Raw genomic sequence first — 26223 nt, 5'->3', positions numbered from 1 at the left:
CTGGCAGATTTCATGCGGTATGTTGTAGCAATTCGGATAATGCTTAATTCATTTTGATGCATACAAGATCCGTTTCCAGGAAAGTTATTTTGTTTGCCAATATTTAAGTTTCGACGTTTTGCCAATCCCTGGGTTCAAACTGTTGGTTGGGTCTATCTGCTGATAAAAGGCTTTCAATGCAGGTTTAGCGATATAGAGGTGACCGACATTATGCTCGGCTGGATATTCCGCACCCTTGTCATTCAGGATAGCCAACATTTTTTGTTTTAAGGCGTGCGTATCTATTCCTTTCTTCACAATATAATCTTGATGAAAAACATGGCACAAAAAGTGGCCATAATAGAGTTTAGCGACCAGGCATTGATCTATTTCAGGCGGTAGAATTTCAAACCACTGCTCTTCATTACGCGGCAGAGCAATATCCAGCGCTAGAATATCTTCAACTTTATCGGCATGAACTGCATGATAACGAACGGCAGCTCCGGCCGCAGCAAAACGATGCAAGAAGGCTTTTTTACCTTCATCGGCAGTACAGGTAATAAAGTTACCTTCTGCCGTAGCAAAAAATTCCTTTAAAAATTGTTGAGCCTCAGTAATTCCTTCTCCTGACATTTTCAACATCAAGTGATGTTCATATCTATTACGATAACTCTTAATCCGCTTTGGCAAATGGTTGGGAAGTACCTGGCTAAAACCTTGCATGACCCGGTCAGTTAAATGGTCGACCAGGAAAGGAACTTTGCTCAAGCGCGCATCAATTTTGCCTTTTAAGGTGAAGAAACGCGGCATATTGTTAGTACCCATGCTGTTGATCATGATAAAGGTATCTTTGCCATACACCTCTGCAATATCAAAAATGTCACGATGCATGTATTCACCAGCAATAGGTAAATGTTTGAAGTCACGTAAAATAGCACGCCGCAGTGCTGTTAATACTTGAGTCTGGTTGGTGCCGATATAAAAAACTTGCTGCTGTTTTTCATTGGGGAATGTATCCAGACGAACAGCAAACACCGCCAATTTACCCGCGCATCCAGACGCTTCAAATAGGCGTCTTGGGTCAGCATTAAAACGGGATGGAGTGGACGCATCAATATCTCTCACACGCGTAGCGTATTCGTGATCAGATGCTTGCTGTGTCCCTTGATCAATATCACTGGCCTGATATTCTCCCCGTTCTAAACGCTGTAATATCTCCTCAGGTGTATTGCCTAAATTAATTCCTAGATGATTAATTAATTGCAACTTACCTTGTGCATCTATTTGCGCAAATAGTGCCATTTCCGTGTAGGCAGGGCCTCTTTGAACCAATGAGCCGCCTGAGTTATTACAGATGCCGCCGATAACAGAAGCACCGATGCAGGAAGAACCAATGACTGAATGGGGTTCTCGGTCATAAGGTTTCAAGCGTTTTTCCAGTTGATTCAAGGTGCTACCGGGAAAGCCAATAACCTGTTTGCCATTATTGAGTAACTGAATTTGATTGAGACGTAATGTATTCAATATAACAATAGGGCGGTCGTAATCATCTCCGCTGGGCGTCGATCCCTCGGTCAGCCCGGTATTCGCTGCTTGCATGATAACGATAGTGTCTGCAGCTATGCAGACCTGCAATAATTGCCATTGCTGTAACAATGTAGAAGGAAATACGACAGCGAGGGCAGAACCCGCTCCTGATCGAAAACCGGTACGATAACGTTCAGTCTGTCGTTCGCCAGTCAATAAATAGCGCGCGCCAACAATATGCTGTAACTGAGTTAGCAAGGTTTGAGTCTTTTTATCATTAGATTGATTCATACCAGCATATCCCTATCATTGTATTAATTTTGTGAGACTTTCCACGTCATATAGCGATTATATTGTTGTTTGTGCAGCTCGTGGCTTAGCATGGCTAATGTGGGCGCTAATTTGATGAGTATCGCAACAATAATTTTTAACCATCAGACTATGAAGTATAGGATCGAATTTGATTATGACACGGATTAATAAGGCATTTTATGAGTGAGCATTTTGTTGGTAAATATGAAGTTGAGTTGAAGTTCCAGGTATCGGATATCTCTCAATTGCATAAACAGTTAGCTATGCATGAAGCAATAGCATTTACCGTCGATAACCATGAAAAAGATATCTATCTGGAAGTGAATAATGGCGAGTTAGCCGCTAAGAAAATAAGTATGGTTTTACGAGAAATGAATCCATCGGGTATTCGTTTATGGATAGTTAAAGGGCCAGGCACTGAACGTTGCGAAGCAACCAATATTGAAGATATCAATAAAATGCAGAGTATGTTGTCAACGTTAGGGTATCAGCCTGCATTTACCTTGGAAAAACGACGTAGCATCTATTTTGTTGGAAAATTTCATGTCACGGTTGATAACCTGGCGGGATTGGGTGATTTTGCCGAAATAGCTATTATGACTGATGATGCCTCGGTGCTTGATAATCTCAAGGCTGAATGCCGAGATTTAGCTGATGGATTAGGATTATTGGTAGAACAACAAGAAAACCGGTCATACCGACAGCTACTGGGTTTCTAGCGTGTATACGAAGAACCCTCATAATGTCATATTTGGCCGTTCCGGGTGTCACGGCCAAATAACTCTATTTTTTCATCAAAGACTTCAAGTTAGCGAATGGATTGTGGGTGGCAACCCCCTGATCATTCTGTGCATCATCGCCAGCAATTACTGTCGAACCATAGAGATCTGCTTCGGTATATTTGGAGTGTTCATGGTCATGGCAAAAAAGGCATAACATCTCCCAATTGCTACCATCTTCTGGGTTATTACTGTGATCATGGTCGATATGGTGAACTGTCAGTTCGCGCAGGTTGGAATAAACGAATTCACGTGAACATTTGCCGCAAACCCACGGATAAATCTTCAACGCTTTTTCCCTATATCCACTTTCCAGACGCGCGTAGTTCTTCGGTATATATGCCATATCAGCCTTCAATTTTGCGAAAAATAATAGTTCTATTTTAGCGTGAAAGCAGGCGGCAGACTATCTACTATTGGCTATTAATCTTTAGATCATACTCGCTCATTAGAGCCAGTCTCTACAGGAAGATATTGAATCAATTATAAAAATATGTGTCTAGACATTCATGTTGATACTGAAATTTTTTGAGACTTTTGCTGATGATTTAAAGGGATAAGCTGTTTTACACTATCACTATGTTTTTATGTTTACATTATTCAGTATAGAGTTATTAGCATAAGATTATATGTATCTCGCTAATAGACTTATTTTATGGCAGGCAATGCAGCGTGTTTAGCCTGAAATCCTTTGCCGATACAGTTGAGGCGATATGAAAGAATCTGAGGTACTGGCTGAAGTCAGTAATGAAAACCAGACATTAGTAGCCGTAGTACAACAAGACCAGCGGGTAGTGTATTTCTATATTTATCCGCAAGAGGCATTTGAAGAGCGTTTCCCTGTTCGCGCTTGTTGGGTAAGAAATTTGGTTGCAGCGCCAATATCGGCTGATAATGTTGCCCTTGAACAAGGATTAGCGCCTCGATTAGCTGCCGAATTTTGCCGCAATGTCGCTGGTGAGGCTGAACTTGATGCGCAGTTTATTTCAATTATCTGGTCAGAAAGTGATGATGGCGCAGCATTATGGTATCAGGGGCAATTACTGGCGATTATTCCCGGTTGGAGTTTATATATTGATCACTCTGTTTGTTATTCTGCCAGTTGCATTAAAGACAATCCGCTAACATTGCCGCTGGGTTCAGCTTCCACCAATACGCAATATGCTCGTGCTCAAGATACACGCCAATTTTGGCGCACCTGGCAACAGGAAGAAGGGAACCCTTGGCCTGCGTTACAGGCTGAATATATTCAGTGCTATGAACAACATTTCGGCCCCGCGGTGAAATATTATGCTATCGATCAAGGCAAGTGGCCGCCGATGGCTATTTCACAGCATGAAAAAGAGGGAATATATTATTTTCTGACGTTAGGAGTCAGCATTCGGCCCCAACCATGGGTTGAAATATTATTCAATGATGATGCGACTAAATATCGACGTTTCGAAATGGCTATCGCGATTGATAGCCAATTTGTTAATGAGGATAATGCTATTCATATGGCTAGCGCGCTGGCTGGTTTTGCTCATGTACCCTGGGAAAAAATAATCTGGCTGGGGGAAGGGCATACCTTGGAGTCAGAAGTCGCTCCTCAGGGGTATGAAGGTTATATATTATCTTCGTTACTTTATGCTGGAGTGGATAGCCCTATATTATTGCCGCTACAACAGGGTGATCCAGTCAATATATATTGGGCCAGTCCAGTTTTTTCCAGTGAAAGAGAATTTGCCCATAGCGTCTCGAATGGTGGACATGATTTACTGAAAAAACTGCAACAACAGGGAGTTAATCATATTTTTTCACCGCGTGAACCTGTTATTTAATTTCATCTGAATATGGCGGATTTGATTTGCAGATTTTGTTATTCGGGTCTTAACTTAACAATGACGATGGCAGTTTGAGGCTGTAATGTTAAGTTTGCAATGAGTGATATAGGCAAATCTGCTATCAGTGATTTTTAATTTTATGGAGGTGCTTATGGGCATACTATCTTGGATTATTTTTGGCCTTATCGCCGGTATTTTGGCTAAGTGGATTATGCCAGGAGAGGATGGCGGTGGCTTTATTATGACTATAATCCTCGGCGTAGTGGGTGCGTTGGTTGGTGGCTATATCAGCACTTTCTTTGGGATGGGTAAGGTTGATGGTTTTAACATTGGTAGTTTTGTGGTAGCAGTTATCGGCTCTTTGGTTGTGCTATTTGTCTACCGAAAGTTGAGAAGCTAGAAGCTATTTAAATGTTTTTACAGTAATTTTAAATATTATTAGTTGCTGAAATTAGTATATATCAAAAAATATAGACTCTTCAAAATATAGGAAAGGTGGCTAAGTTTTGTCACCTTTCTCTCATAAAACTATCATCAATATGCAATAGAAATATTCGTTAATGGTTCATGACTACAGGTAATCTGAGAGACATAACATGGGCCAGGCGTTACGTAAATTCACTGTGGCTGATTATCCAGTTGCGGTGTCAGAATCGCGTAAAAAGGTACTTACTGTTAAAGGTTTAGTTAAGGCGTATAAGTCACAGCATCGCGTTCTGGATGATATTAATTTTGAGCTTTACGCGGGTGAGTTTGTTGCAATAATTGGCCGTTCTGGTGCCGGTAAATCGACATTGTTGCATGTTTTAAATGGCACTATTCCCAGCAGTGCTGGTGAAATTATTAATTACCATGACAATGGTGAGACACAGAATATTGCAGCCCTAACAACCAAGCAGATGCGAAAATGGCGAGCCAAATGTGGCATGATTTTTCAAGATTTCTGTTTGGTGCCGCGTCTCGATGTTATGACTAATGTTTTATTAGGTCGCCTCAGTTACACCTCCACACTAAAATCATTTTTTAAAATTTTTGCAGACCAAGATCGCGCCAGGGCAATCGAGTTGTTGCAATGGCTTAATATGCTGCCACATGCCTTGCAACGTGCAGAAAACCTCTCGGGTGGACAAATGCAGCGTGTGGCTATTTGTCGTGCCATGATGCAAAACCCCAAAATATTATTGGCTGACGAACCCGTCGCTTCTTTGGACCCAAAAAACACCACTCGCATTATGAATACCTTGCAGAAAATAAGTGAAGACGATATTGCAGTCGTCGTTAACTTACACTCTGTCGATTTAGTAAAAGAGTATTGTACAAGAGTCATTGGCATTGCTCATGGACGAATTATTTTTGACGGGCATCCCTCTGTACTGAATGACTCTATTATTCAGGATATATATAGCGACGAATCAACTGAGCTTTTGCATTAATTCCCACTTATCCCTTTATCAGAATAGGTTATTTTAATGAAAAAAGTACTTTGTCTTACCTCATTATTGGCAAGTATGATGGTATTTAATGCCACGGCAGCGGATGCGCCAAAAGAAATTAATCTGGGTATTTTGGGCGGACAGAATGCGACACAGCAAATTGGCGATAATATGTGTGTCAAAGAATTCTTAGATAAAGAATTAAATGTTAAAACCAATCTACATAATGCTTCTGACTACTCAGGGGTGATTCAAGGTTTACTAGGTGGGAAGATTGACCTGGTATTAAGTATGTCTCCGTCCTCTTTTGCTTCTGTTTATATTAAAGATCCTAAAGCCGTCGATATCGTGGGTATTGCTATTGATGACACTGACAAATCGCGCGGTTATCACTCAGTTGTGGTCGTCAAAGCCGATAGCCCTTATCAGAAAATTGAAGATTTAAAGGGCAAAGCATTTGGTTTCGCTGATCCAGACTCAACTTCAGGTTTCTTGATCCCTAATCAAGTCTTTAAACAGAAATTAGGCGGGACAGCTGATAACAAATATAACAATTTCTTCTCTAGCGTGACATTCTCTGGCGGCCATGAGCAGGATATTCTGGGTGTTATTAACGGTCAATTTGACGGAGCAGTAACATGGGCATCAATGATCGGTGACTACAATACCGGTTATACCAGCGGCGCATTCACCCGCATGATTAGGATGGATCACCCGGATTTAATGAAGCAGATCCGTATCATCTGGGAATCTCCACTTATTCCTAATGGCCCGATTTTAGTCCGTGGTGCATTGCCGCCTGAATTTAAGGCGCAATTAGTAGCTGCGGTTAAAAAATTAGATAAAGAAGATCACGCCTGCTTTATCAAAGCGATGGGCGGTAAACAGCATATTGGTGAGACATCACTTAGCGAGTATCAAACAATTATTGATATGAAGCGTGAGTTAACCAAAGGCGACCGTTAAGTTGACTCTACGGAAATAAATTTATTAGCTCCGGCAAAGCCGGAGCTAATGCTTTTAGGTGGTAGCTAATTTTGAATACAGACTTTAACCATTACTATCAGCGGGTTCGCACTAAACAGAAACGTGAAACATTGCTTTGGTCATTGACGCTGATCATTATCTATCTTGGTGCGGGAAGTATTGCTGAGTTTAATTTGCATACTGTTTTTATTTCTATTCCGCACTTTTTTGATTATCTGGTTGAAACTGTCCCCGTACTCCATTGGCATAAACTATTCGCGGATGGTCATACGGAAGGTTCGTTGGCTTATTGGGGCTATCGTCTGCCGATTCAGTTACCGCTAATCTGGGAAACTCTGCAACTGGCAGTGGCATCGACAATTTTATCGGTAATGGTTGCTATCCTTCTGGCTTTTTTGGCGGCGAATAATACTCAAAGCCCATCATGGTTGAGATTATCTATCCGAACCTTTGTCGCCTTTTTACGCACTATGCCAGAATTGGCATGGGCAGTTATGTTTGTTATGGCTTTTGGAATTGGGGCGATTCCCGGTTTTTTGGCGCTGGCTTTACACACTATTGGCAGCTTAACTAAGTTGTTTTACGAATCATTGGAAACCGCATCGGATAAACCTGTCCGCGGACTCGCTGCTTGTGGCGCCGGTAAATTACAGCGAATGCGTTTTGCACTTTGGCCGCAAGTCAAACCCATATTTCTTTCCTATAGCTTTATGCGGCTGGAAATTAATTTTCGTCAATCGACTATTTTGGGTTTGGTGGGGGCGGGGGGGATTGGCCAGGAGTTAATGACCTCAATCAAACTGGATCGTTATGATCAGGTGAGTATGACACTACTGCTGATTATTATTGTAGTTTCACTATTGGATTACACATCTGGCAAATTACGCAAACGAGTTGTGGAAGGAGTTTCATAATGCTGACAGGCCATTTTAGCGCAGGGCAACTAGCAACACTGAAACAGCAGCATCCGCAGATTTTCTTACAGCAAAAACGGTATATAAAGTGGGTCTCGATAATTGTTGTAGGTATCTTTTTATATTACCTTTTTTTCTTTAAAACTTTTGGCATCCCCTGGCAGACATTTGTTAATGGCAGTCAGCAAATAAGCCGATATTTTTTGCGCATGTTTGTTTGGCATGATTTTGTTAATTGGCCATTTAGATATTACTTTGGTCAGATTTTTATTACCTTAGCTATTGTTTTTGCCGGGACAATTACTGCCACATTGATTGCTTTACCCCTATCATTCCTGGCGGCGCGAAATGTGATGTCGACACCGAGTTTACGCCTTATTTCATTTGTCGTGCGACGTTTCCTGGATATTTTCCGTGGTATTGATATGGCGATCTGGGGGCTGATTTTTGTGCGCGCAGTGGGTATGGGGCCACTTGCTGGGGTGTTGGCGATTATTATGCAAGATATGGGGTTGCTCGGTAAACTTTATGCGGAAGGGCATGAAGCGGTAGATAAATCGCCTAATCGCGGCTTAACTGCAATGGGAGCCAATGCTTTGCAAAAACAGCGTTTTGGTATTTTCACTCAGTCTTTCCCCACTTTTTTAGCTTTAAGTCTTTACCAAATTGAATCGAATACCCGTTCGGCTGCAGTATTAGGTTTTGTCGGGGCTGGAGGGATCGGCTTAGTTTATGCAGAGAACATGCGCTTGTGGAATTGGGATGTCGTGATGTTTATTACTTTAATTATGGTGGTTATTGTCATGATTATGGACAAGATCTCTGCCACTTTGCGGAAGAAGTATATTGTTGGCGAGGAAATTGCACTTTATCAGCCAACCAATAATATTAAATCTAAAGTTTGATCTCTATTCTACGAATTAAGGTAAGTATTTATTTATCTCTTGCCTTAATTTGTTTTTTATTGGAAATAGTTAATTAATAATTGTATATCATGATTATTTTATTTCCTGCTATATGTGTGCTTTTATCATCAACCAGATTTACATTGAGAAAATCGGCGTGGATCTATACAATACTGCCCGCTAGACGTTAAAGAAGATTTTTGTTTTTCTTGCGATATTCGCGCACGTCTAATCTAAATAATAGGAATAGGGCAGTAATATGATCAACAACGATGTGCTCCGTAGTGTTCGCTATATGCTTAACGTAAACGATACCAAGATAACTGAAATCATTAAGCTGGCTGACTTTGAAGTGGACAATGCGGATGTCGTTAATTTTCTTAAAAAAGAAGATGAAGCCGGTTATCAGGATTGCCCTGATCTGGTGATGGCACATTTCCTTAATGGCCTGATTTTCTTTAGACGCGGTAAGGATGACAAGTTCCCGGCACCTGCGGTAGAGCCAGTCATTACTAACAATATCGTGCTAAAAAAACTGCGTGTAGCATTTGAATTGAAAGACACCGATATGCATGACGTTTTCAACGCGGTCGAATTCCCAGTATCCAAACCTGAGTTAAATGCATTGTTCCGTAAAGAAGGCAGCAAAAACTTCCGTCCATGTGGCGATCAGGTGTTGCGTTATTTCCTTAAGGGTTTGACATTACGTATACGTGGCCCTAAAAAATAGAAATAATCATGTTGATATAAAATCGGATGTCGATTATCGGTAAAAGAACAGGAGTAGCAATTTGCTATTCCTGTTTTTCGTTAATTAACGAGATAACCTCACTCTATTTTTAAATTAGCCTATCTCAGTTAGTCTTTTCTTTATATCTCACCCCCTTTCTGTGTTGCACTATATGTGCTCGTTTGTTGCGCAATAATGGTGCAGATAATTAGGCTGTATATCAGGCTATTTGGTCGAAATATTTATAATGTTAAATTAAATCATCAAGATATAAAACTGGCACGGCGATTGCGCAGAGTTATTCAATCTTGTGTGTTTTTACTCAACGACCAGAGGTTAACGCTATGCAACATCGTAACTTAATTAAGGTTTTTGCGCTTTCAGCTTCGGTTATCAGTCTGGGTGTGGCTTTTGGCACACTGGCCGCTGATACTATTAAAGTGGGTATTTTGCACTCGTTGTCCGGCACGATGGCTATTTCTGAAACACCCCTGAAAGATATGGCGTTAATGAGTATTGATGATATCAATGCGCACGGCGGAGTATTAGGTAAACAACTTGAGCCGGTTATTGTTGACCCGGCATCTAACTGGCCGTTATTTGCCGAAAAAGCACGGCAATTATTAACACAAGATAAAGTCGCGGTTGTTTTCGGTGCCTGGACTTCGGTCTCTCGTAAATCAGTTTTACCCGTATTTGAAGAGCTTAATGGTTTACTGTTTTACCCGGTACAGTATGAAGGTGAGGAGATGTCACCGAATGTTTTCTACACCGGCGCGGCACCAAATCAGCAAGCTATCCCCGCAGTGGAATATTTATTGAGTGAAGATGGTGGTGCGGCGAAGCGCTTTATTCTGTTAGGTACTGATTATGTTTATCCGCGAACAACCAATAAAATTTTACGCGCTTTCCTGCACAGTAAAGGTATTCAGGATAAAGATATCGAGGAGGTTTATACACCGTTCGGCTATAGCGATTATCAAACGATCGTGAGTAATATTAAAAAGTTCTCAGCTGATGGCAAAACTGCAGTTATCTCCACCATCAATGGTGATTCGAATGTTCCTTTCTACAAAGAATTAGCCAATCAGGGCATTAAAGCCACTGATGTGCCAGTCATTGCTTTCTCCGTGGGCGAAGAAGAACTGCGCGGTATTGATACTAAACCATTAGTGGGCAATCTCGCGGCGTGGAACTACTTCCAATCGGTAGATAATCCAACTAATAAAAAGTTTGTTGAGCAATGGAAAGCCTATGCCAAAGCTCACAAGTTGCCGAATGCTGATACCGCTGTGACCAATGACCCGATGGAAGCAACCTGGGTTGGCATGCATATGTGGGCGCAGGCGGTGGAGAAAGCCAAATCAACCGATGTGGATAAAGTGCGCGCCGCAATGGCTGGGCAAACCTATCCAGCACCCTCCGGTTTTACCTTAACCATGGATGAGACTAATCACCATCTACATAAACCCGTGATGATTGGCGAAATTGAAGCCGATGGGCAGTTCAATGTGGTGTGGCAGACGGATGCCCCTATCCGCGCTCAGCCGTGGAGCCCATTTATCGCCGGAAATGACAAAAAACCAGACCATCCAGTGAAAAGTACCCAGTAGCGCTGACACCCGGAGTCAGTCAAATGTTGCTGCCTCCGGCTCTTTTTTGCCACATATCCGTGATGAGTGGGCCTATGAAATCGTTAATTCCTGTTTGGAGTAGAACGGCTAATGATTTGCTTAAGGTGATGCTGTTCCTGTTACTCAGCATGTCGACATTTGCGATGGCAGGGACAGTTCATGATTTTGCTGCAGCTAATCGTTCGCAACAGGCCACGATGTTGCAGCAATGGGCGACAGAACCGGATGCGAGCCGTTTAGCATTATTACAAGCGCTGAAACAAGAAACGTTAGTGATAGACAGTGCTGGGCAGGTTTTTGTCCAGAATCATCAGGTTTTCACCCCGCTGGAGGGGCAGTTACAACCGACCGGCGTACCTAAGAAGATTTGGCTCAACAACCGGTTACGTATTTTGATTGCCAATGCTTTGGCGGCTCAACGGCTGGTCAGTGACGACAAATCAGTGCGTTTACAAGCAGCATTAGAATTACAGCAGCAGGCGCAAAGTGATCAACTGCCGCTACTTAATCAGCGTTTGAAATTAGAAACTGACAGCGAAGTCAAAGAAGCACTGAACATTGCGCTGGCAAATTTGCAACTGACCAACAGCAACCCGCAAATACGGTTAAAAGCCGTTCAACTGTTAGGGCAATCGGGCTCACCGCAAACTCAATCACGGCTGCAAAACTTAACTGATAACAAGGCCGAGCCTGATGCACAGGTGCGTGCAGCGGCGGCCAGTAGTTTAAAACAGGTGCAAAACCGATTGATGGTGGGAGATGTGATCGGGCAGGTATTTAGCGGGCTGTCGCTGGGATCTATCTTACTGTTGGCCGCGCTGGGATTAGCAATCACTTACGGCTTATTGGGCGTCATCAATATGGCTCATGGCGAGATGCTGATGCTGGGAGCCTACTCCGCCTATTTAGTGCAATCACTGTTTCAACAATTTGCACCACATTGGCTGGCGCTCTATCCATTAGTCGCTTTACCGGTTGCTTTCTTTATTACCGCCGGAATTGGTATGACTTTAGAGCGAGCCGTGATTCGACATCTGTACGGCCGCCCACTAGAAACCCTGCTGGCAACCTGGGGCATCAGTTTGATGCTTATTCAAGGAGTACGAATGATTTTTGGCGCGCAAAATTTGGAAGTGGCCAATCCAGCCTGGTTATCGGGTGGAGTGCAACTTTTACCTAATCTGGTTCTACCGTGGAATCGGATTGCCGTTATTGCCTTCGTTGTGATTGTTTTGCTGCTCACATGGTTATTGCTGAATAAAACTCGCCTTGGATTGCAGGTACGAGCAGTGACACAAAACCGTGCAATGGCCGCATGTTGCGGGGTAGCAACTGGGAAAGTCGATATGTTGGCTTTTGGATTAGGTTCTGGTATTGCCGGCTTGGGTGGCGTTGCGCTATCGCAGCTTGGGAACGTCGGCCCGGAATTAGGTCAGGGTTATATTATCGACTCTTTCCTGGTGGTGGTGCTTGGCGGGGTCGGGCAATTAGCTGGCAGTGTTGTGGCCGCCTTTGGGCTGGGCATGCTAAATAAAATTCTGGAACCGCAGATCGGTGCAGTGCTGGGCAAGATATTGATTTTAGTGCTGATCATTTTGTTTATTCAAAAACGACCGCAAGGTCTGTTTGCCCTCAAGGGCAGGGTGAGTGACTAATGAATCAACCTTTGGCTATAACCTTGGCGAAGAAAGCCCCAACCCTTAGTCTGTCATTAGCAGGGATAGTCACTATTTTACTGATTATTCTTCCTTTTTTGGCATTACTACCTGCGGATAACCCACTGGCAATCTCGACATATACCTTAACAGTTGTAGGTAAGATTCTGTGTTATGCGGTGGTTGCTATTGCATTGGATCTGGTATGGGGATATGCCGGATTATTATCTCTCGGCCATGGTTTATTCTTTGCCCTAGGGGGGTATGCCATGGGGATGTACCTGATGCGGCAAGCGGCCGGTGATGGTTTGCCCGCATTTATGTCTTTTCTCTCTTGGTCTGAATTGCCGTGGTTTTGGAGTGGTAGCCAATATTTTATTTGGGCGTTGTGCTTGATTGTGGTAGTGCCCGGTTTATTGGCTTTTATTTTTGGTTACTTTGCCTTTCGCTCCAAAATAAAAGGTGTCTACTTTTCCATTATGACTCAGGCATTAACCTATGCCGGTATGCTACTGTTTTTCCGCAATGAAACCGGTTTTGGTGGCAATAACGGTTTCACCGGTTTTACAACTATGTTGGGTTTTTCGGTATCAGCAACCTCCACACGCATAGCCTTATTTCTGGCAACACTCGCACTGCTTATTGCCAGTTTGGCTCTCGGGTTTGCCGTGGCGAGAACCAAATTTGGCCGGATACTGACCGCGGTGCGCGATGCTGAAAACCGCCTGACATTCTGTGGCTATGATCCTAAAGGTTTCAAGCTGTTTATCTGGACGTTATCAGCCGTGCTGTGTGCTCTGGCAGGTGCGCTATATGTGCCGCAGGTGGGTATTATCAATCCCAGTGAAATGTCACCCACTAACTCTATTGAAGCTGCAATTTGGGTTGCGTTAGGTGGGCGTGGCACTTTGATTGGCCCGGTGCTGGGGGCTGGTATTGTCAATGGAGCAAAAAGTTGGTTCACCATGGCTATGCCCGAATATTGGCAATTTTTCCTCGGTTTGATCTTTATTTTGGTGACGTTGTTCTTACCTAAAGGGGTTATTGGCTTGCTGAAACGGGGAAAAGACAAATGAGTCGGTTTCAAATTACAGAACAACTTATTTACCCTGAAATTATTGCTCAGGAGCCCGGTGTAGTACAGCATGCTGCGGATAAGTATCGCCAGCAGCGGGATCCGGTACTGACTTTGGAAGATATCAATGTCAGTTTTGATGGTTTCCATGTGTTGAGAAACCTCTCACTGCAAATCGGCGTCGGTGAACTGCGTTGTATTATCGGCCCAAACGGTGCAGGTAAAACCACGTTGATGGATGTCATTACCGGTAAAACTCGCCCACAGAGCGGCAAGATGATGTACGACCAACACCATGATCTCTCTGTTATGAATACGATTGAAATTGCTCAAGCGGGTATTGGGCGAAAATTCCAAAAACCGACAGTATTTGAAGCGTTGAGCGTGTTTGAAAACCTTGAATTGGCCCAAAAAAATACCAAAACTGTTTGGGCCAGTTTACGCGCTAAGTTAAACAGTGAACAGCGGGATCAAATTGATGAAACGTTAACTATGCTGCGCTTAAATGAGATGCGCCAGCGACCCGCAGGTTTGTTATCTCACGGGCAAAAACAGTTTCTTGAAATCGGCATGTTATTAGTACAAGACCCACATTTACTGCTGTTGGATGAGCCAGCTGCTGGGATGACGGATGCGGAAACGGCCTATACTGCCGAGCTGTTTAATCAATTGGCGGGGAAGCATTCATTGATGGTGGTGGAACACGATATGGGGTTTGTGGAGACCATTGCCGACCATGTCACCGTATTACATCAGGGGCAAGTGTTAGCTGAGGGAACACTGGCCGAGGTGCAGGAAAATGAGCAGGTGATAGAGGTGTATTTAGGGCGCTGAACCGCTCTGACTCTGTGTTTCCTCCTCCTCATTTGGGGTGACCAAACCTCGGGGGTCGCACGTTGATTCACAGTGGTTGCGCCGCTTTCTTCTCATATCTCGTTATTTGGATATTTAAGGGCAAAATATGCTGCAAGTGAATGAACTTGATCAATATTATGGTGGAAGCCATATCTTGCGTGGCCTGTCATTCGAGGCCGCCATAGGTGAGGTAACCTGCTTATTGGGGCGTAATGGTGTGGGTAAAACAACATTACTGAAATGCCTGATGGGGTTAGTGCCTGCCAAGAACGGTACCATTACTTGGGAGGGGAAAGATATTAGCCATCAATCACCCCATCAGCGAGTTAAAGGGGGGATAGCCTATGTGCCACAAGGGCGGGAAATTTTCCCCCGATTAACAGTAGAAGAGAACATCCTGTTAGGTCTTTCCCGCTTCTCCGGTTCACAAAGCCAGGTTGTGCCAGAACATATTTATCAACTCTTTCCCGTTTTACAGGATATGAAGCATCGCCGTGGTGGTGATTTATCGGGTGGGCAGCAGCAGCAATTGGCCATTGGGCGGGCGCTGGCTTGTCAACCTCGTTTACTTATTCTTGATGAACCCACAGAAGGTATTCAGCCCTCGGTGATTAAGGAAATCGGGTTGGTTATCAAGCAGCTGGCCGCCCGTGGGGATATGGCTATTTTGTTGGTTGAGCAATTTTATGATTTTGCCGCAGAACTGGCGGATAGCTATCTGGTGATGTCGCGCGGCAAAATTGTCCAGAGAGGTCACGGCACTGATATGGAGCTTGACGGTGTCCGGAGCCTGGTCGCTATTTAAGTCATTTTATGGCAATTGAGTGCTATCGATTGGGAGCGAATCAGAAGCACCCCATTCAGCCCAAGAACCGTCATACAGTGCTACCGACGGTGCATTGACAGCGGCTAATCCCAGAGCAACCACTGCAGCTGTAACACCTGAGCCGCAGCTGGTAATAATGGGCTTGGTTAAATCCACCCCTTGGGCGGCAAAAATAGCTTCCAGTTCTTGTGGTGATTTCAGGTTGCCATTCTCAACCATACTCCCCCAAGGCACATTAATACTGCCGGGGATGCGACCAAGACGCAATCCAGGACGAGGTTCTGGTTCCAGGGCTTTAAATCTGCCTGCAGGACGAGCATCTAAAATCTGTATTTCATTGTTTCCTAGTACGGCTAAAACCTCATGAATATTTTTGACGGCAGCATCATTGAATGTTGCGTTGAAGGTTTGAGCTGTTGGAAATGTTGGGCCACTTTCTAATGCAAAACCTGCCTGTTGCCACCCGCTGATACCACCGGCCAGTATGTATACATTTTGGGCACCGAAGATACGGAATGTCCACCAAACCCGCGGCGCTGAAAATAGGTTTCCATCATCATAAATGACTAAGGTATGCTGCTCACTGACCCCTAATTGGCCGACCATCTCACTGAATACTTGTGGAGATGGCAACATATGAGGTAAATCGGTGCTGCTATCGGCAATTGCATCAATATCAAAGTAAACAGCTCCGGGAATATGTCCTTGCTCAAACTCGGCCTGAATATCTCTTTTAGGGATTAATCCTGGCGGTGACATTCTGGCATCCAGAATAACGGTGTTGGCATCATCAATATGTTCTGTCAGCCATTGTGGTGTAACCAAAAAAGATGAGTTCATAGCAAGTTACCTGTCGAAATTATAAAGAAGCCGCTTAGTTGAGTGCTTCATCGTGGTGTTCACTATATAACTAAATCATCGTATTGAAACCCAGAGTTGTCAGCAATGCATATTGCTCCGCAAATTTTAAATTTATAATTTCATTCGTTTCATAAAAAGAATAAATAATTCATTTGCTGGTTTTTATGATTTCTTTTTGTGAGCTAAGTGGCTTGGTTTACTACTTGTTAATGCAAAATTTCATCGGACTGAGAAGATTAAATGAGTTGCTTCGCAAAAAAGGTTTTTCATTCCAATTTGATCTTGAGTGTGAAATTTTAATTTCGTATAACCGTTGACAAGTAGAGGTTCCTCGCGGGGCCTTAATCCTAAACAAGCGAGGGGAATAGAATGCAAAAGGTTCGAATTGGCCTTATTGGTACTGGTTATATTGGTCGCTGTCATGCTATTGCTTATGCGCAGGTTGCGACGGTTTTTCCTTTAAAGGGTTTGCCTGTATTAGAAATGCTGGCAGAGGTCACACCTGAATTGGCTCAACAACGAGCTGAAGAATTTGGTTTTTCCCGGTCGACTGCAAACTGGCAAGAATTGGTTTCTGACCCAGCTATTGATGTCGTAGATATTTGTGCACCAAATTTCTTGCACAAAGAAATGGCTCTTGCGGCTATAAGGCATGGTAAGCATGTTTATTCCGAAAAACCGCTGGCTCTTAATGCCGCAGATGCCAAAGAAATGGCCGAGGCAGCACGCGCTAAAGGGGTGAAAACGTTGGTGGGATTCAACTATATGAAGAACCCAACTAGCCAGTTAGCCCGCGAGATCATTGCCAATGGCGAGATTGGCGATATCGTGCATTTTTATGGCACTCATAATGAAGATTATCTGGCAGACCCGCAAACACCGTTGGATTGGCACTGCACTAAGGCGCAGGCGGGGCTAGGAGCATTAGGTGATTTAGCCGCACACATTGTCAATATGGCCCATTATCTGGTGGGTGATATCACTAATGTATGTGGTGATATGCAGACGGTGATTAAGCAGCGGCCTGATCCAAAAAATCCCTCATTGTTACGTGAAGTAGAAAATGAAGATCAGGCCAGTGCGCTAGTTCGTTTTGCCAATGGAGCAATGGGGACTATTGAGACTTCACGTATTGCTTGTGGCCGCAAAATGGGTTTGACCTATGTGGTCACAGGAACCAAAGGTACAATCAGTTATTCACAAGAACGAATGGCTGAATTGCAGCTCTATCGCCACGATGAACCCCAGTCCAGACAAGGGTTTAAAACACTGCTTACAGGGCCATTGCACCCCGACTATGCAGCATTTTGTGTAAGTGCTGGGCATGGTATTGGATTTAACGACCAAAAAACGGTCGAGATCCGTGATTTGATTAACGGAATTGCTGCCGGTGATCGTATGTGGCCGGATTTCGAAGAAGGATGGAAAGTGTCCAGAGTACTCGATGCTATTGCTACTTCAGCAGAGGAACAGTGCTGGGTTAATGTAGTTGAAAATTGATGTGGTTCGTCATCGCTCAACGCTTTTTGAGTTTAGTCAGATCAAAACAGAAGGCGATTATCACATTCTCATATTTACATAGTATTTTAAGTTAGTTAGCAGCAGGGATCATTAAGCTGATACTGGTGAGAATTATGCCAAGTATGAGTCCTCAATATGCCTGCTGCTGATACCAAATCTAATCACCGTGGAGCCGGGGCTGCTTATTATCTTAGCGAGCAACAACGGGCTAGAATAAAACTATTGTCTCGCTCTTGGGTATGGCGGCTGGAATTGCCTACCTGGGTATTGATAGGGGTTATTTATACTGGCTGGTTTGCCTGTGTTATTTATTGGCAGCAATTAGGCACAGTACTGGGAAGCATACTGCTAATATTATTTACCGCGTGGTATACGTCATTACAACATGAGCTGATTCATGGCCATCCAACGCGCTGGCGACGGGTAAATCAGCTGTTAGGTACTTTGCCACTGGCAGTATGGTACCCCTATGGCCTTTATCGTGACTCCCATATTCAACACCATAAAGATGAGGATCTGACTCATCCTGAAAAAGATCCAGAGAGCTATTATTACACTGCAAAGCAATGGCAAAATTTTCCGCAATTATTCAAAGGTATTGTCCGTATTAGCAATACCTTTTCTGGCCGATTAATTTTGGGACCCGCGTTAGATATCATCGCCACCAATCGTAGTGCAATCCGTGCTTTTATTACTGGCGATCGTCCGGCGATTGCAATGTGGTTGGTTCATTTTGGTTTACTTGGCTTATTGTTTTACTGGATGGCTGGTTATGGTATTTCGGCTATTTTTTATATTTTGGTAATTAGCTATCCCGCCCTTAGTTTGACCAAAGTAAGATCCTTTTTTGAGCATCGCGCGGCTGAAAACAGCGCAGCACGTTCAACCCTGAATGAGGCCGCATGGCCATGGCGTCTACTCTTTTTAAACCTCAATTATCATTTGGTTCACCACGATTTACCGGCTTTGCCCTGGTATGGATTGCGCCGGATTTATCTGGAAAGTTGGGTTCAATATCAGCATCGCAGCGAGCAATTTGTGGTGAATGGCTATACTGAATGGTTCGAAGCATTTGTTTTTACAGCTTTGGCGATAGAAATTCATCCTTTTTACGATAGTGAAAATAAAGCTCGGGCTGAGGAAAGGCTGCACACTGTAATTGACAGGGGAGATGGGCATACCGAGTCAGTCTGAAGTGACTTATCAAAGTGAAAATGAAGGCATCAGACCTTCTACAAGATCGGAGGTATTGTTTTCACTTATCTGTATTTTACTGTTGTTATATACAGCTAATTATGTAATCTTAACAGTCATCCTTGTCAGTAACACGTGTTTAAATACTTAGCTATCATACTGTTATCTATAGAAGTGGCAGACCAGTTAACCTAGTCTGACTTGAATAATATATTTAATATCAATTGGTTATTTGGTTTATTTTCGACTAAATCTAATATAGTTGCTGATTTGTTAATGGTTTTTTTTCAGCCTTGCTGAAATTGGCATTTCACCGATATTAATGAATGAACTTTCAATAACCCTTGAGCACATAGAGGTAAAGCATGGCAAAGACCTTAACCCGTAGCCGGATTTTTGCGTTAGCTACAGTAATGTTGGCTGTTTCAGGTGGTGCGTCACAGGCTGCTGATACTGTCCGTGTTGGCTCAAAAATTGATACTGAAGGCTCATTGCTGGGCAATATTATTGTGCAGGTTCTTGATGCTAACGGGATTAAAACCACCAATAAATCCCAGTTGGGCACCACCAAAGTGGTGCGTGGGGCTATCACTGCTGGCGAGATTGATATTTACCCTGAATACACGGGTAATGGTGCCTTTTTCTTCTCTGATGAAAAAGATCCTGCCTGGAAAGATGCGAAAGCAGGTTATGAAAAAGTAAAAGCGCTGGATTATGAGAAAAATAAACTGGTGTGGCTTTCACCTGCGCCAGCGAACAATACCTGGACTATTGCTGTTCGCCAGGATTTAGCTAGCGCTAATAATTTGAAAACACTGGATGATTTAGGTAAATGGATTAATACGGGTGGCAAATTCAAATTGGCGGCTTCAGCTGAGTTTATTGAAAGACCTGATGCCCTGCCTGCTTTCCAACAAGCATATGGTTTCAAATTGAACCAAGACCAACTCTTGTCATTGGCTGGTGGTGACACCGCGGTAACAATTAAAGCAGCCGCTGAGCAGACCTCGGGAGTGAACGCCGCCATGGCGTATGGCACCGATGGCCCGGTAGCGGCACTAGGTCTGCAAACGTTGGAAGATACCAAAGGTGTACAACCTATCTATGCGCCAGCACCAATAATCCGTGAAGCCACACTGAAAGCGCATCCTAATATCCCTGCTTTGCTCGATCCCGTATTTGCCACCCTTGATAGTGCAACCTTACAAAAACTGAATGCTCGTATTTCGGTTGAAGGCCAGGATGCCAAGAAAGTTGCAGCCAATTATCTGAAAGAAAAAGGGTTTGTGAAAGGATAGTCATGTGTATCAGGGAGGGTGCTATAGCTATCAATAGGTAAAGCACTTTCCAATAAACAGATAATTCATTGTTCCAATAAGGATTATTTGTCAGGGAGATGGATTTTTATGGCTGTAAAAAACCGAGTCCTGTTGGCGCTGGTTATTTTGATGATTTTATCAGGGGCCGGGCTTTCTTTTGTCAGTCATGCACCCAATCGTTTGATATCAGGGCAGGGAATTTCATTAATATCGTTAGTAACAGGGCCAGTTTGGTGGTTGTTAGTGCCAATATTGATGCTGGCTAGCTTCGCTTTCTTTAAACCAAGTATTGTGCTGTATTGGGCTACAGTTTTGATAGCCGAACTGCTGTTGTTCGGTTTGCTGCTACTGGCTGGTACAACCGCTACACAACTTGCTGGCGGCGAAGAAAGTCTGGTTCGCACATCCCTTGGCGGTGGGTTCTGGCTGATGAGCGGGATGAGCATTTTGATTGCTATCGATAGCTTGTCTCGTGCGGTTATAAACCCTATCTGGCGTAGTATCGCTAATATTTTACTGATTCTGCCCGTCGTAATATTGTTGGCTACCGGGCAACTCGATCAACTGTCATTGCTGAAAGAATATGTTAATAGGCAAGATGTGTTTAATGATGCATTATGGCAACACCTTCAAATCCTGTTTGCAACGTTAGTGCCCGCTGTACTTCTGGGTATTCCTCTTGGCCTGATCTGCTTCCGCTCTCCTCGCTTTCAAGGTGCTATTTTTTCAACATTAAACATCATTCAAACTATTCCATCTATTGCTTTGTTTGGTCTACTGATTGCACCTTTGGCGGGATTGGCTGCGGCTATTCCCTGGCTGGCAGAGCATGGAGTGAGTGGGATCGGATTAGCGCCAGCGATTGTTGCACTGGTGCTTTATGCCTTATTGCCGCTAGTACGTAATGTAGTTGCCGGGTTAGAAGCTGTGCCTGACAGTGTTGTTGAATCGGCACAAGGAATGGGAATGACCCGCAGTCAGTTGTTTTTTCGAGTGCAGATACCCATTGCTATGCCACTTATTTTATCCGGAGTTCGGATTATTGCAGTGCAAACAGTCGGGCTGGCTGTTGTCGCCGCATTAATTGGTGCGGGTGGCCTGGGCGCGATTGTATTTCAAGGTTTACTCAGTAGTGCATTGGATTTGGTACTGTTGGGTGTAATTCCCGTGATAGTGATGGCGGTAGTAGTTGATTCGCTGTTTAAATTCATCGTTATTTTTATGGATACTTCGCATCGATGATTCATTTCCATCAGGTAAGTAAATATTTTGCCGGTAAACGGGCAGTAGATAACCTAACGTTACAGATAGCGAAGGGGGAATTTACGGTACTGATAGGTACTTCGGGTTCCGGTAAGTCGACCACACTAAAAATGATTAACCGACTTATTGAGCATGATGAAGGGGAAATTCATTTTGCCGGAGAGGAAATTCGTAATTATAAGCCCGAAGATATACGCCGTCGCATGGGTTATGCCATCCAATCAATAGGGCTATTCCCCCATTGGACTGTGGAACGCAATATTGGCACCGTACCACAATTGCTCAAATGGCCTCAGGAGCGTATTCGACAGCGTGTGATTGAATTGCTTGAGTTATTGCATCTGGACCCAGAACAATTTCTTCATCGTTATCCTCATCAATTATCAGGTGGCCAGCAACAAAGGGTAGGTGTAGCTCGAGCTTTGGCTGCAGATCCGGAAGTATTGCTGATGGATGAACCCTTTGGGGCATTAGACCCAGTGACACGTTCGGCATTACAGTTCGAAATTACTCGTATTCATCAATTATCGGGTCGGACTATTGTGCTGGTTACCCATGATATTGATGAAGCATTGGCTTTGGCTGACCGTATCGTGTTGATGGATGGTGGGCGAGTTATCCAACAAGGCACACCTCTGGAAATGTTGACTCAGCCCGCGAATGACTTTGTTCGTGATTTCTTTGGTCGCAGTGATTTAGGTATTAAGTTGTTGTCACTCGGGAGGGCAGAACAACGTGTCAGGCAGGGTGAAGCCATAATAGGGCAACCGATACTGGGTACAACGAGCTTGCGTGAAGCTCTTTCCCTATTTGTATCACGCCAGACTGATAAGTTGTTGGTAGTCGATGAACAGGGGCAACCATTGGGTGTACTTTACTTCGCTGATTTAATTGCGGATGCGGATATGGGAGGAATATGAAACCGACCGCCATAAAGATGGGTAAGGAAAAAAAACACCTGATTAAGAGGGTTAAATCAGGGCTCCGGTGTGGGCTAACTGATCCTCTTTGTTGGGCATTGCTCTTATTGGTCAGCCTGGTTTTTGGTATGACCTCCCTGGGGGGGCTTTTCTCGGCGTTATTCCCTGATCTCGACAGGCCGATATATGCGCAAGATACATTTTGGTCATTGGTCGTCGCTCATGTTTTCCTGGTGCTCATTTCCAGCATTATCGCTGTTTTTATTGGGGTTAGTGCTGGTATTGCCGTGACGCGTCCTGGGGGAAAAGAATTTCGTTCGGTGGTAGAAACTATTGTCGCGATGGGGCAAACATTTCCTCCTGTGGCGGTGCTTGCTATTGCTGTACCAGTGATGGGCTTTAGCGAAAAACCCGCCATTATTGCTTTAGTGTTGTATGGCTTATTGCCTATTTTACAAGGGACTATCACAGGTATTGAGTCTGTTTCCAGAGATATCCGTGAGGTTGCTGAAGGAGTCGGCATGAGCGCCAGGCAGATCTTGTGGCGTGTGGAGTTACCGTTGGCTGCACCGGTTATTGTCGCGGGGATCCGAACGTCAGTCATTATCAATATTGGTACTGCTGCTATTGCTTCCACGGTAGGGACGAAAACCTTGGGATCACCCATTATTATCGGGCTCAGTGGTTTTAATACTGCTTATGTTATCCAGGGCGCGATTGTAGTCGCACTATTAGCGATTATTACCGATATGATGTTTACCCGTTGGAATCGACGTTTATCTCGCTGGCGAGAATTACAATCTCTTTCTGTCGCAAAAGATCACTGATACTTCGGTTTTTACTGTTCTTAAGTAGGTGACAATGCTGATTTCACTGCCGATGTACGGGGTTAGACCACAACAAGACGTACAACCTTTTGGGCAATTATTGTTGCAGCAATTGCACAATCATGACGTCACCACAGTTCCTGAACAGTTATGTTGGCCCTCAGATTTACTGCAACATTGGCGTGATCCTACGCTGCTTTTGAGTCAGGCCTGTGGTTTTCCTCTCGTGACTTTATTACAACAGCAAGTTCAATTGGTTGGCGCATTCAGCTATCAATCACCTTATTGCTCAGGGGAGTATTACCGCAGTTTAGTGGTGGTCCGTGCAAATGAAGAAGGGCAGCAGCTTTCTGACTTTCGCTATCGTGTCGTTGTATTCAACAGCACAGACTCCCAGTCAGGATATAATGCTTTGCGTGCTTTGATTGCGCCACTGGCGATCAATGGGACGTTCTTTTCTCGTGCAGTAGCTTCAGGTGGGCACTATCGTTCTATCGAAATGATTCAACAGCGGCAAGCAGATATTGCCGCGATAGATTGCGTAAGTTTTGCATTATTACAGCGTGATAACCCATCAGCGGTTACCGGATTAAAAGTTATCGCGCAAACCGATATTGCTCCAGGCTTGCCATTGATTACCTCGTTAGCGACATCCCAAAAGCAACTAACCCTGATACGTCAGGCCATAACAGCCACTGTCAACTCTCCCGAGGCAAGCTCTGCTAAGGATAAATTATTGATCAAAGGATTTAGCACGTTGCCGTGGTCGGCCTATGACGTGATTAAGCAGATGGAAAAAAAGGCTGCGGCATTAGGCGTAATAACGCTTTAAAGCAAGGAATATTGAAGCCCTGATTCTTGATGTAGTATGTTGAGGTTCAGGTATAAGACGGCAGTAAAATACCGTCTTAGGCCTGAGATTATGAATAGCTACAGCAGGCCGCCACCTTCAACATCAATCACGCTACCAGTCATGAAGCTATTTTCCAGTAATAAGATATAGGCGCTAGCAATATCAACCGGTTGACCCACTCTGCCCACTGGCAGTGAAGCACTAACTTTGGTAAACATAGCCTGACGTTGTTCACTGTTCATTCCGCTATAGGCTTCTGTTGCTGTTACACCTGGGCTGACAATATTGACCCGGCGCGGTGCCAGTTCTTTGGCTAATTGCTTACCGACTGCTTCTAATGCCGCATTGATGGCTGTTTTAATAAACTGGCCACTGATAAATTTACGTGATAACAAGCCTGATGTCAGTGTTATTGAACCCTGCTCATTGAGATAAGGCAAAGCTGCCTGAATCGCCCGTAGAGCCCCCCACAATTTCACATCAAAATTTTCCTGAGCTTCGGTGAGAGAGGTTTCCGCTAGAGGTTTGGCTTTCACTGCAGGCCCGGCGGTGATGACCAAATGATCAAATGCCCCAGCTTGGTTAAACACCTTTTTCAATGAATCTTCATTGGTCATATCTGCGGACATACGCAGTATGGCGCTATTATCACAGGAAGATATTGCCCCAACTGAACGTCGCGAAACCAATACCACTTTGGCTCCCCGGGCCACTGCAGCATAAGCCACCGCTGCCCCGATCCCGCTGTTTCCACCCAGAATAACTACTTTTTGCTGGTTTAATGAAGAGCTGAATTGATGCTGCGCTAATGTAGTGATGTTCATAATGAGTCCCATACTGGAGTAATGATTTTTAATATTTATCTATACTCAATCATTGAAAGTCATTGAACAACCGACTAAAAAGACAATCACTTATAAAGGAATTTTAATAATGATCTCATTTAGTGATTTGGATATCTTTGTTCGTACGGTTGACTGCGGGAGTCTATCTGAAGCGGCTCGGCGGTTGAATATAACGCCAGCAGCGGCCAGCATTGCAGTAAAACGTCTGGAATCACAATTGGGTGTTCGCTTATTGGTACGCTCAACCCGCAGTTTACGGCTAACAGAGGAAGGTATTAGTTATCTGGATAGTGCGCGTATTGCACTAGGGGCATTAATTGAGGGGGAGCAGGCCATTCAGCGGAAAATGACCGGATTATCTGGGGTTTTGCAACTTTCAGCGCCTTCAGATTTTGGTCGCAATTTATTAGTTAACTGGCTCAATGATTTCAAGCAACAACATCCGCATATTCAATTGCACTTGTTACTTAACGATCGCCATGCCGACCTTTTTAGGGAGCCGGTTGATGTTGCCTTACGTTTTGGCGTGCCGACTGACTCCAGTTTGGTGGCTCTACCCGTTTTGTCTCACCATCGGCGGATGCTCTGCGCCAGCCCAGCCTATCTTGCCCGGAATGGTGTGCCGCAAACGCCAGCACAATTGGTGAATCATCAATCGGTGTTATATCAGCGTAATGGCCGCCTTTATAATCAATGGCGATTAATGCGACAAGACGATATTCAGGAAGTCACTATGTCTGGTGAATACATCAGTGATGATGGTGAAATTGCCCGGCGTTGGGCACTGGCGGGGCTGGGGATCGCCAATAAAGCCGCTATTGATGTGATAGAGGATATTCGTGCAGGGCGTTTGGTTCAGGTACTACCGGACTGGCAGGGTGAAGTTTTACCCTTAAATCTATTATGCCCCCACCGCTCACAGGTGTCAGAACGGGTTAGGGGCTTGCAGACTTTTTTGCAGCAGCGATGCCGCGAATGGATGGGAACTTACGGTGATTCCTGACCGTTATTGGATAAGCCCTCAGGGCCAATATCAGACAATGGACTGGACTGTGTGGTTTCAGTTTCATGTGGGGTGGTTGAACGGGTATAAATGTTCAGCCCAGCCAGAAAAACGCCACCTAATGAACTCAGAGCCATTACCGCGATCAGGATAATGAGTGCTTTTCTCAGCATAATTATTTTC

At 44.2% G+C, this 26223-nt stretch carries 26 protein-coding genes; 21 read left to right on the top strand and 5 right to left on the bottom strand.

Annotated elements, in window-relative coordinates; translation table 11 throughout:
- Positions 1-84: 84 nt before the first annotated feature.
- On the bottom strand, positions 85-1797 hold the full coding sequence (gene dld / locus FTB31_RS08620) for a D-lactate dehydrogenase (protein ID WP_077174808.1): 1713 nt from the start codon (positions 1795-1797) through the stop codon (positions 85-87).
- 200 nt (positions 1798-1997) lie between these two features.
- Here dld and cyaB point away from each other — a divergent pair, with 200 nt between their 5' ends.
- On the top strand, positions 1998-2537 hold the full coding sequence (gene cyaB / locus FTB31_RS08615; protein WP_077174809.1) for a class IV adenylate cyclase: 540 nt from the start codon (positions 1998-2000) through the stop codon (positions 2535-2537).
- Between the two features lie 64 nt (positions 2538-2601).
- Here cyaB and yajD read toward each other — a convergent pair whose 3' ends face one another.
- A complete protein-coding gene (yajD, locus tag FTB31_RS08610) occupies positions 2602-2943 on the bottom strand; it encodes an HNH nuclease YajD (protein ID WP_025377708.1) in 342 nt (113 codons plus the stop codon).
- Between the two features lie 367 nt (positions 2944-3310).
- Here yajD and FTB31_RS08605 point away from each other — a divergent pair, with 367 nt between their 5' ends.
- The 12 genes from FTB31_RS08605 to urtE all read left to right on the top strand — a co-directional run bounded on the left by FTB31_RS08605 (position 3311) and on the right by urtE (position 15413).
- Entirely contained in the window at positions 3311-4417 is a 1107-nt protein-coding gene (locus tag FTB31_RS08605; RefSeq protein WP_050075142.1) for a suppressor of fused domain protein, read from the top strand.
- 154 nt (positions 4418-4571) lie between these two features.
- Positions 4572-4820 (top strand): GlsB/YeaQ/YmgE family stress response membrane protein, encoded by a 249-nt coding sequence (locus tag FTB31_RS08600; RefSeq protein WP_004709035.1) that lies wholly within the window; start codon positions 4572-4574, stop codon positions 4818-4820.
- Positions 4821-5016: 196 nt separating this feature from the next.
- Positions 5017-5853 carry a phosphonate ABC transporter ATP-binding protein gene (phnC, locus tag FTB31_RS08595; RefSeq protein WP_050075143.1) on the top strand — a complete coding sequence of 279 codons (837 nt, stop codon included), beginning with the start codon at positions 5017-5019 and terminating at the stop codon, positions 5851-5853.
- A gap of 36 nt (positions 5854-5889) precedes the next feature.
- Positions 5890-6819 carry a phosphonate ABC transporter substrate-binding protein gene (gene phnD / locus FTB31_RS08590; protein ID WP_005158874.1) on the top strand — a complete coding sequence of 310 codons (930 nt, stop codon included), beginning with the start codon at positions 5890-5892 and terminating at the stop codon, positions 6817-6819.
- A gap of 71 nt (positions 6820-6890) precedes the next feature.
- Complete coding sequence (gene phnE, locus FTB31_RS08585) at positions 6891-7754, top strand: phosphonate ABC transporter, permease protein PhnE (RefSeq protein WP_175631682.1); 864 nt, start codon at positions 6891-6893, stop codon at positions 7752-7754.
- Positions 7754-8659 carry a phosphonate ABC transporter, permease protein PhnE gene (gene phnE / locus FTB31_RS08580; protein WP_050075145.1) on the top strand — a complete coding sequence of 302 codons (906 nt, stop codon included), beginning with the start codon at positions 7754-7756 and terminating at the stop codon, positions 8657-8659. Before phnE (FTB31_RS08585) ends, phnE (FTB31_RS08580) begins: the two co-directional genes overlap by 1 nt.
- A 259-nt stretch (positions 8660-8918) precedes the next feature.
- Positions 8919-9389: a YehS family protein gene (locus FTB31_RS08575; RefSeq protein ID WP_005168133.1), complete on the top strand. Its 471-nt coding sequence runs from the start codon at positions 8919-8921 to the stop codon at positions 9387-9389.
- A gap of 344 nt (positions 9390-9733) precedes the next feature.
- Positions 9734-11002 carry an urea ABC transporter substrate-binding protein gene (gene urtA, locus FTB31_RS08570; RefSeq protein WP_227731284.1) on the top strand — a complete coding sequence of 423 codons (1269 nt, stop codon included), beginning with the start codon at positions 9734-9736 and terminating at the stop codon, positions 11000-11002.
- A gap of 74 nt (positions 11003-11076) precedes the next feature.
- Entirely contained in the window at positions 11077-12678 is a 1602-nt protein-coding gene (gene urtB, locus FTB31_RS08565; protein ID WP_050075603.1) for an urea ABC transporter permease subunit UrtB, read from the top strand.
- Entirely contained in the window at positions 12678-13754 is a 1077-nt protein-coding gene (gene urtC / locus FTB31_RS08560; RefSeq protein WP_077174812.1) for an urea ABC transporter permease subunit UrtC, read from the top strand. The genes urtB and urtC overlap by 1 nt, the downstream gene beginning before the upstream one ends.
- Positions 13751-14587: an urea ABC transporter ATP-binding protein UrtD gene (urtD, locus tag FTB31_RS08555; RefSeq protein WP_050075148.1), complete on the top strand. Its 837-nt coding sequence runs from the start codon at positions 13751-13753 to the stop codon at positions 14585-14587. Before urtC ends, urtD begins: the two co-directional genes overlap by 4 nt.
- 127 nt (positions 14588-14714) lie before the next feature.
- A complete protein-coding gene (gene urtE / locus FTB31_RS08550; RefSeq protein ID WP_077174813.1) occupies positions 14715-15413 on the top strand; it encodes an urea ABC transporter ATP-binding subunit UrtE in 699 nt (232 codons plus the stop codon).
- Positions 15414-15419: 6 nt separating this feature from the next.
- Here urtE and sseA read toward each other — a convergent pair whose 3' ends face one another.
- Positions 15420-16274, bottom strand: a complete 855-nt coding sequence (gene sseA, locus FTB31_RS08545; protein ID WP_227731283.1) for a 3-mercaptopyruvate sulfurtransferase — start codon at positions 16272-16274, stop codon at positions 15420-15422.
- Positions 16275-16664: 390 nt separating this feature from the next.
- Between sseA and FTB31_RS08540 the strand changes: the two genes are divergently transcribed.
- From FTB31_RS08540 to FTB31_RS08510, 7 genes are all read left to right on the top strand, one after another.
- Positions 16665-17795, top strand: a complete 1131-nt coding sequence (locus FTB31_RS08540) for a Gfo/Idh/MocA family protein (RefSeq protein ID WP_227720058.1) — start codon at positions 16665-16667, stop codon at positions 17793-17795.
- Positions 17796-17951: 156 nt separating this feature from the next.
- Entirely contained in the window at positions 17952-19010 is a 1059-nt protein-coding gene (locus FTB31_RS08535) for a fatty acid desaturase (protein WP_050075152.1), read from the top strand.
- Between the two features lie 365 nt (positions 19011-19375).
- The gene (gene osmF, locus FTB31_RS08530) at positions 19376-20308 is read left to right on the top strand and encodes a glycine betaine ABC transporter substrate-binding protein OsmF (RefSeq protein WP_227731282.1); all 933 of its coding nucleotides are present in this window, start codon (positions 19376-19378) and stop codon (positions 20306-20308) included.
- A 108-nt stretch (positions 20309-20416) separates the two neighbouring features.
- On the top strand, positions 20417-21571 hold the full coding sequence (locus FTB31_RS08525) for an ABC transporter permease (RefSeq protein ID WP_227731281.1): 1155 nt from the start codon (positions 20417-20419) through the stop codon (positions 21569-21571).
- Entirely contained in the window at positions 21568-22512 is a 945-nt protein-coding gene (locus FTB31_RS08520) for an ABC transporter ATP-binding protein (RefSeq protein WP_050075155.1), read from the top strand. Before FTB31_RS08525 ends, FTB31_RS08520 begins: the two co-directional genes overlap by 4 nt.
- Positions 22513-22640: 128 nt before the next feature.
- Positions 22641-23339: an ABC transporter permease gene (locus tag FTB31_RS08515; RefSeq protein ID WP_227724871.1), complete on the top strand. Its 699-nt coding sequence runs from the start codon at positions 22641-22643 to the stop codon at positions 23337-23339.
- A gap of 52 nt (positions 23340-23391) precedes the next feature.
- A complete protein-coding gene (locus FTB31_RS08510) occupies positions 23392-24171 on the top strand; it encodes a phosphate/phosphite/phosphonate ABC transporter substrate-binding protein (protein WP_227724876.1) in 780 nt (259 codons plus the stop codon).
- A 98-nt stretch (positions 24172-24269) separates the two neighbouring features.
- On the opposite strand, the gene FTB31_RS08505 is transcribed toward FTB31_RS08510, so the two are convergent.
- Positions 24270-25016: an SDR family oxidoreductase gene (locus FTB31_RS08505; RefSeq protein ID WP_050075157.1), complete on the bottom strand. Its 747-nt coding sequence runs from the start codon at positions 25014-25016 to the stop codon at positions 24270-24272.
- 109 nt (positions 25017-25125) lie between these two features.
- On the opposite strand from FTB31_RS08505, the gene FTB31_RS08500 reads away from it, so the two are divergent.
- Complete coding sequence (locus tag FTB31_RS08500) at positions 25126-26040, top strand: LysR family transcriptional regulator (RefSeq protein WP_077293661.1); 915 nt, start codon at positions 25126-25128, stop codon at positions 26038-26040.
- Here FTB31_RS08500 and FTB31_RS08495 read toward each other — a convergent pair.
- Positions 26025-26213, bottom strand: a complete 189-nt coding sequence (locus FTB31_RS08495; RefSeq protein WP_050075158.1) for a hypothetical protein — start codon at positions 26211-26213, stop codon at positions 26025-26027. The genes FTB31_RS08500 and FTB31_RS08495 overlap by 16 nt on opposite strands.
- Positions 26214-26223 lie beyond the last annotated feature (10 nt).

It is taken from the genome of Yersinia proxima, assembly GCF_902170785.1.
GTDB lineage: Bacteria > Pseudomonadota > Gammaproteobacteria > Enterobacterales > Enterobacteriaceae > Yersinia > Yersinia proxima.
This window is presented reverse-complemented; position numbering and strand designations above follow the sequence as displayed.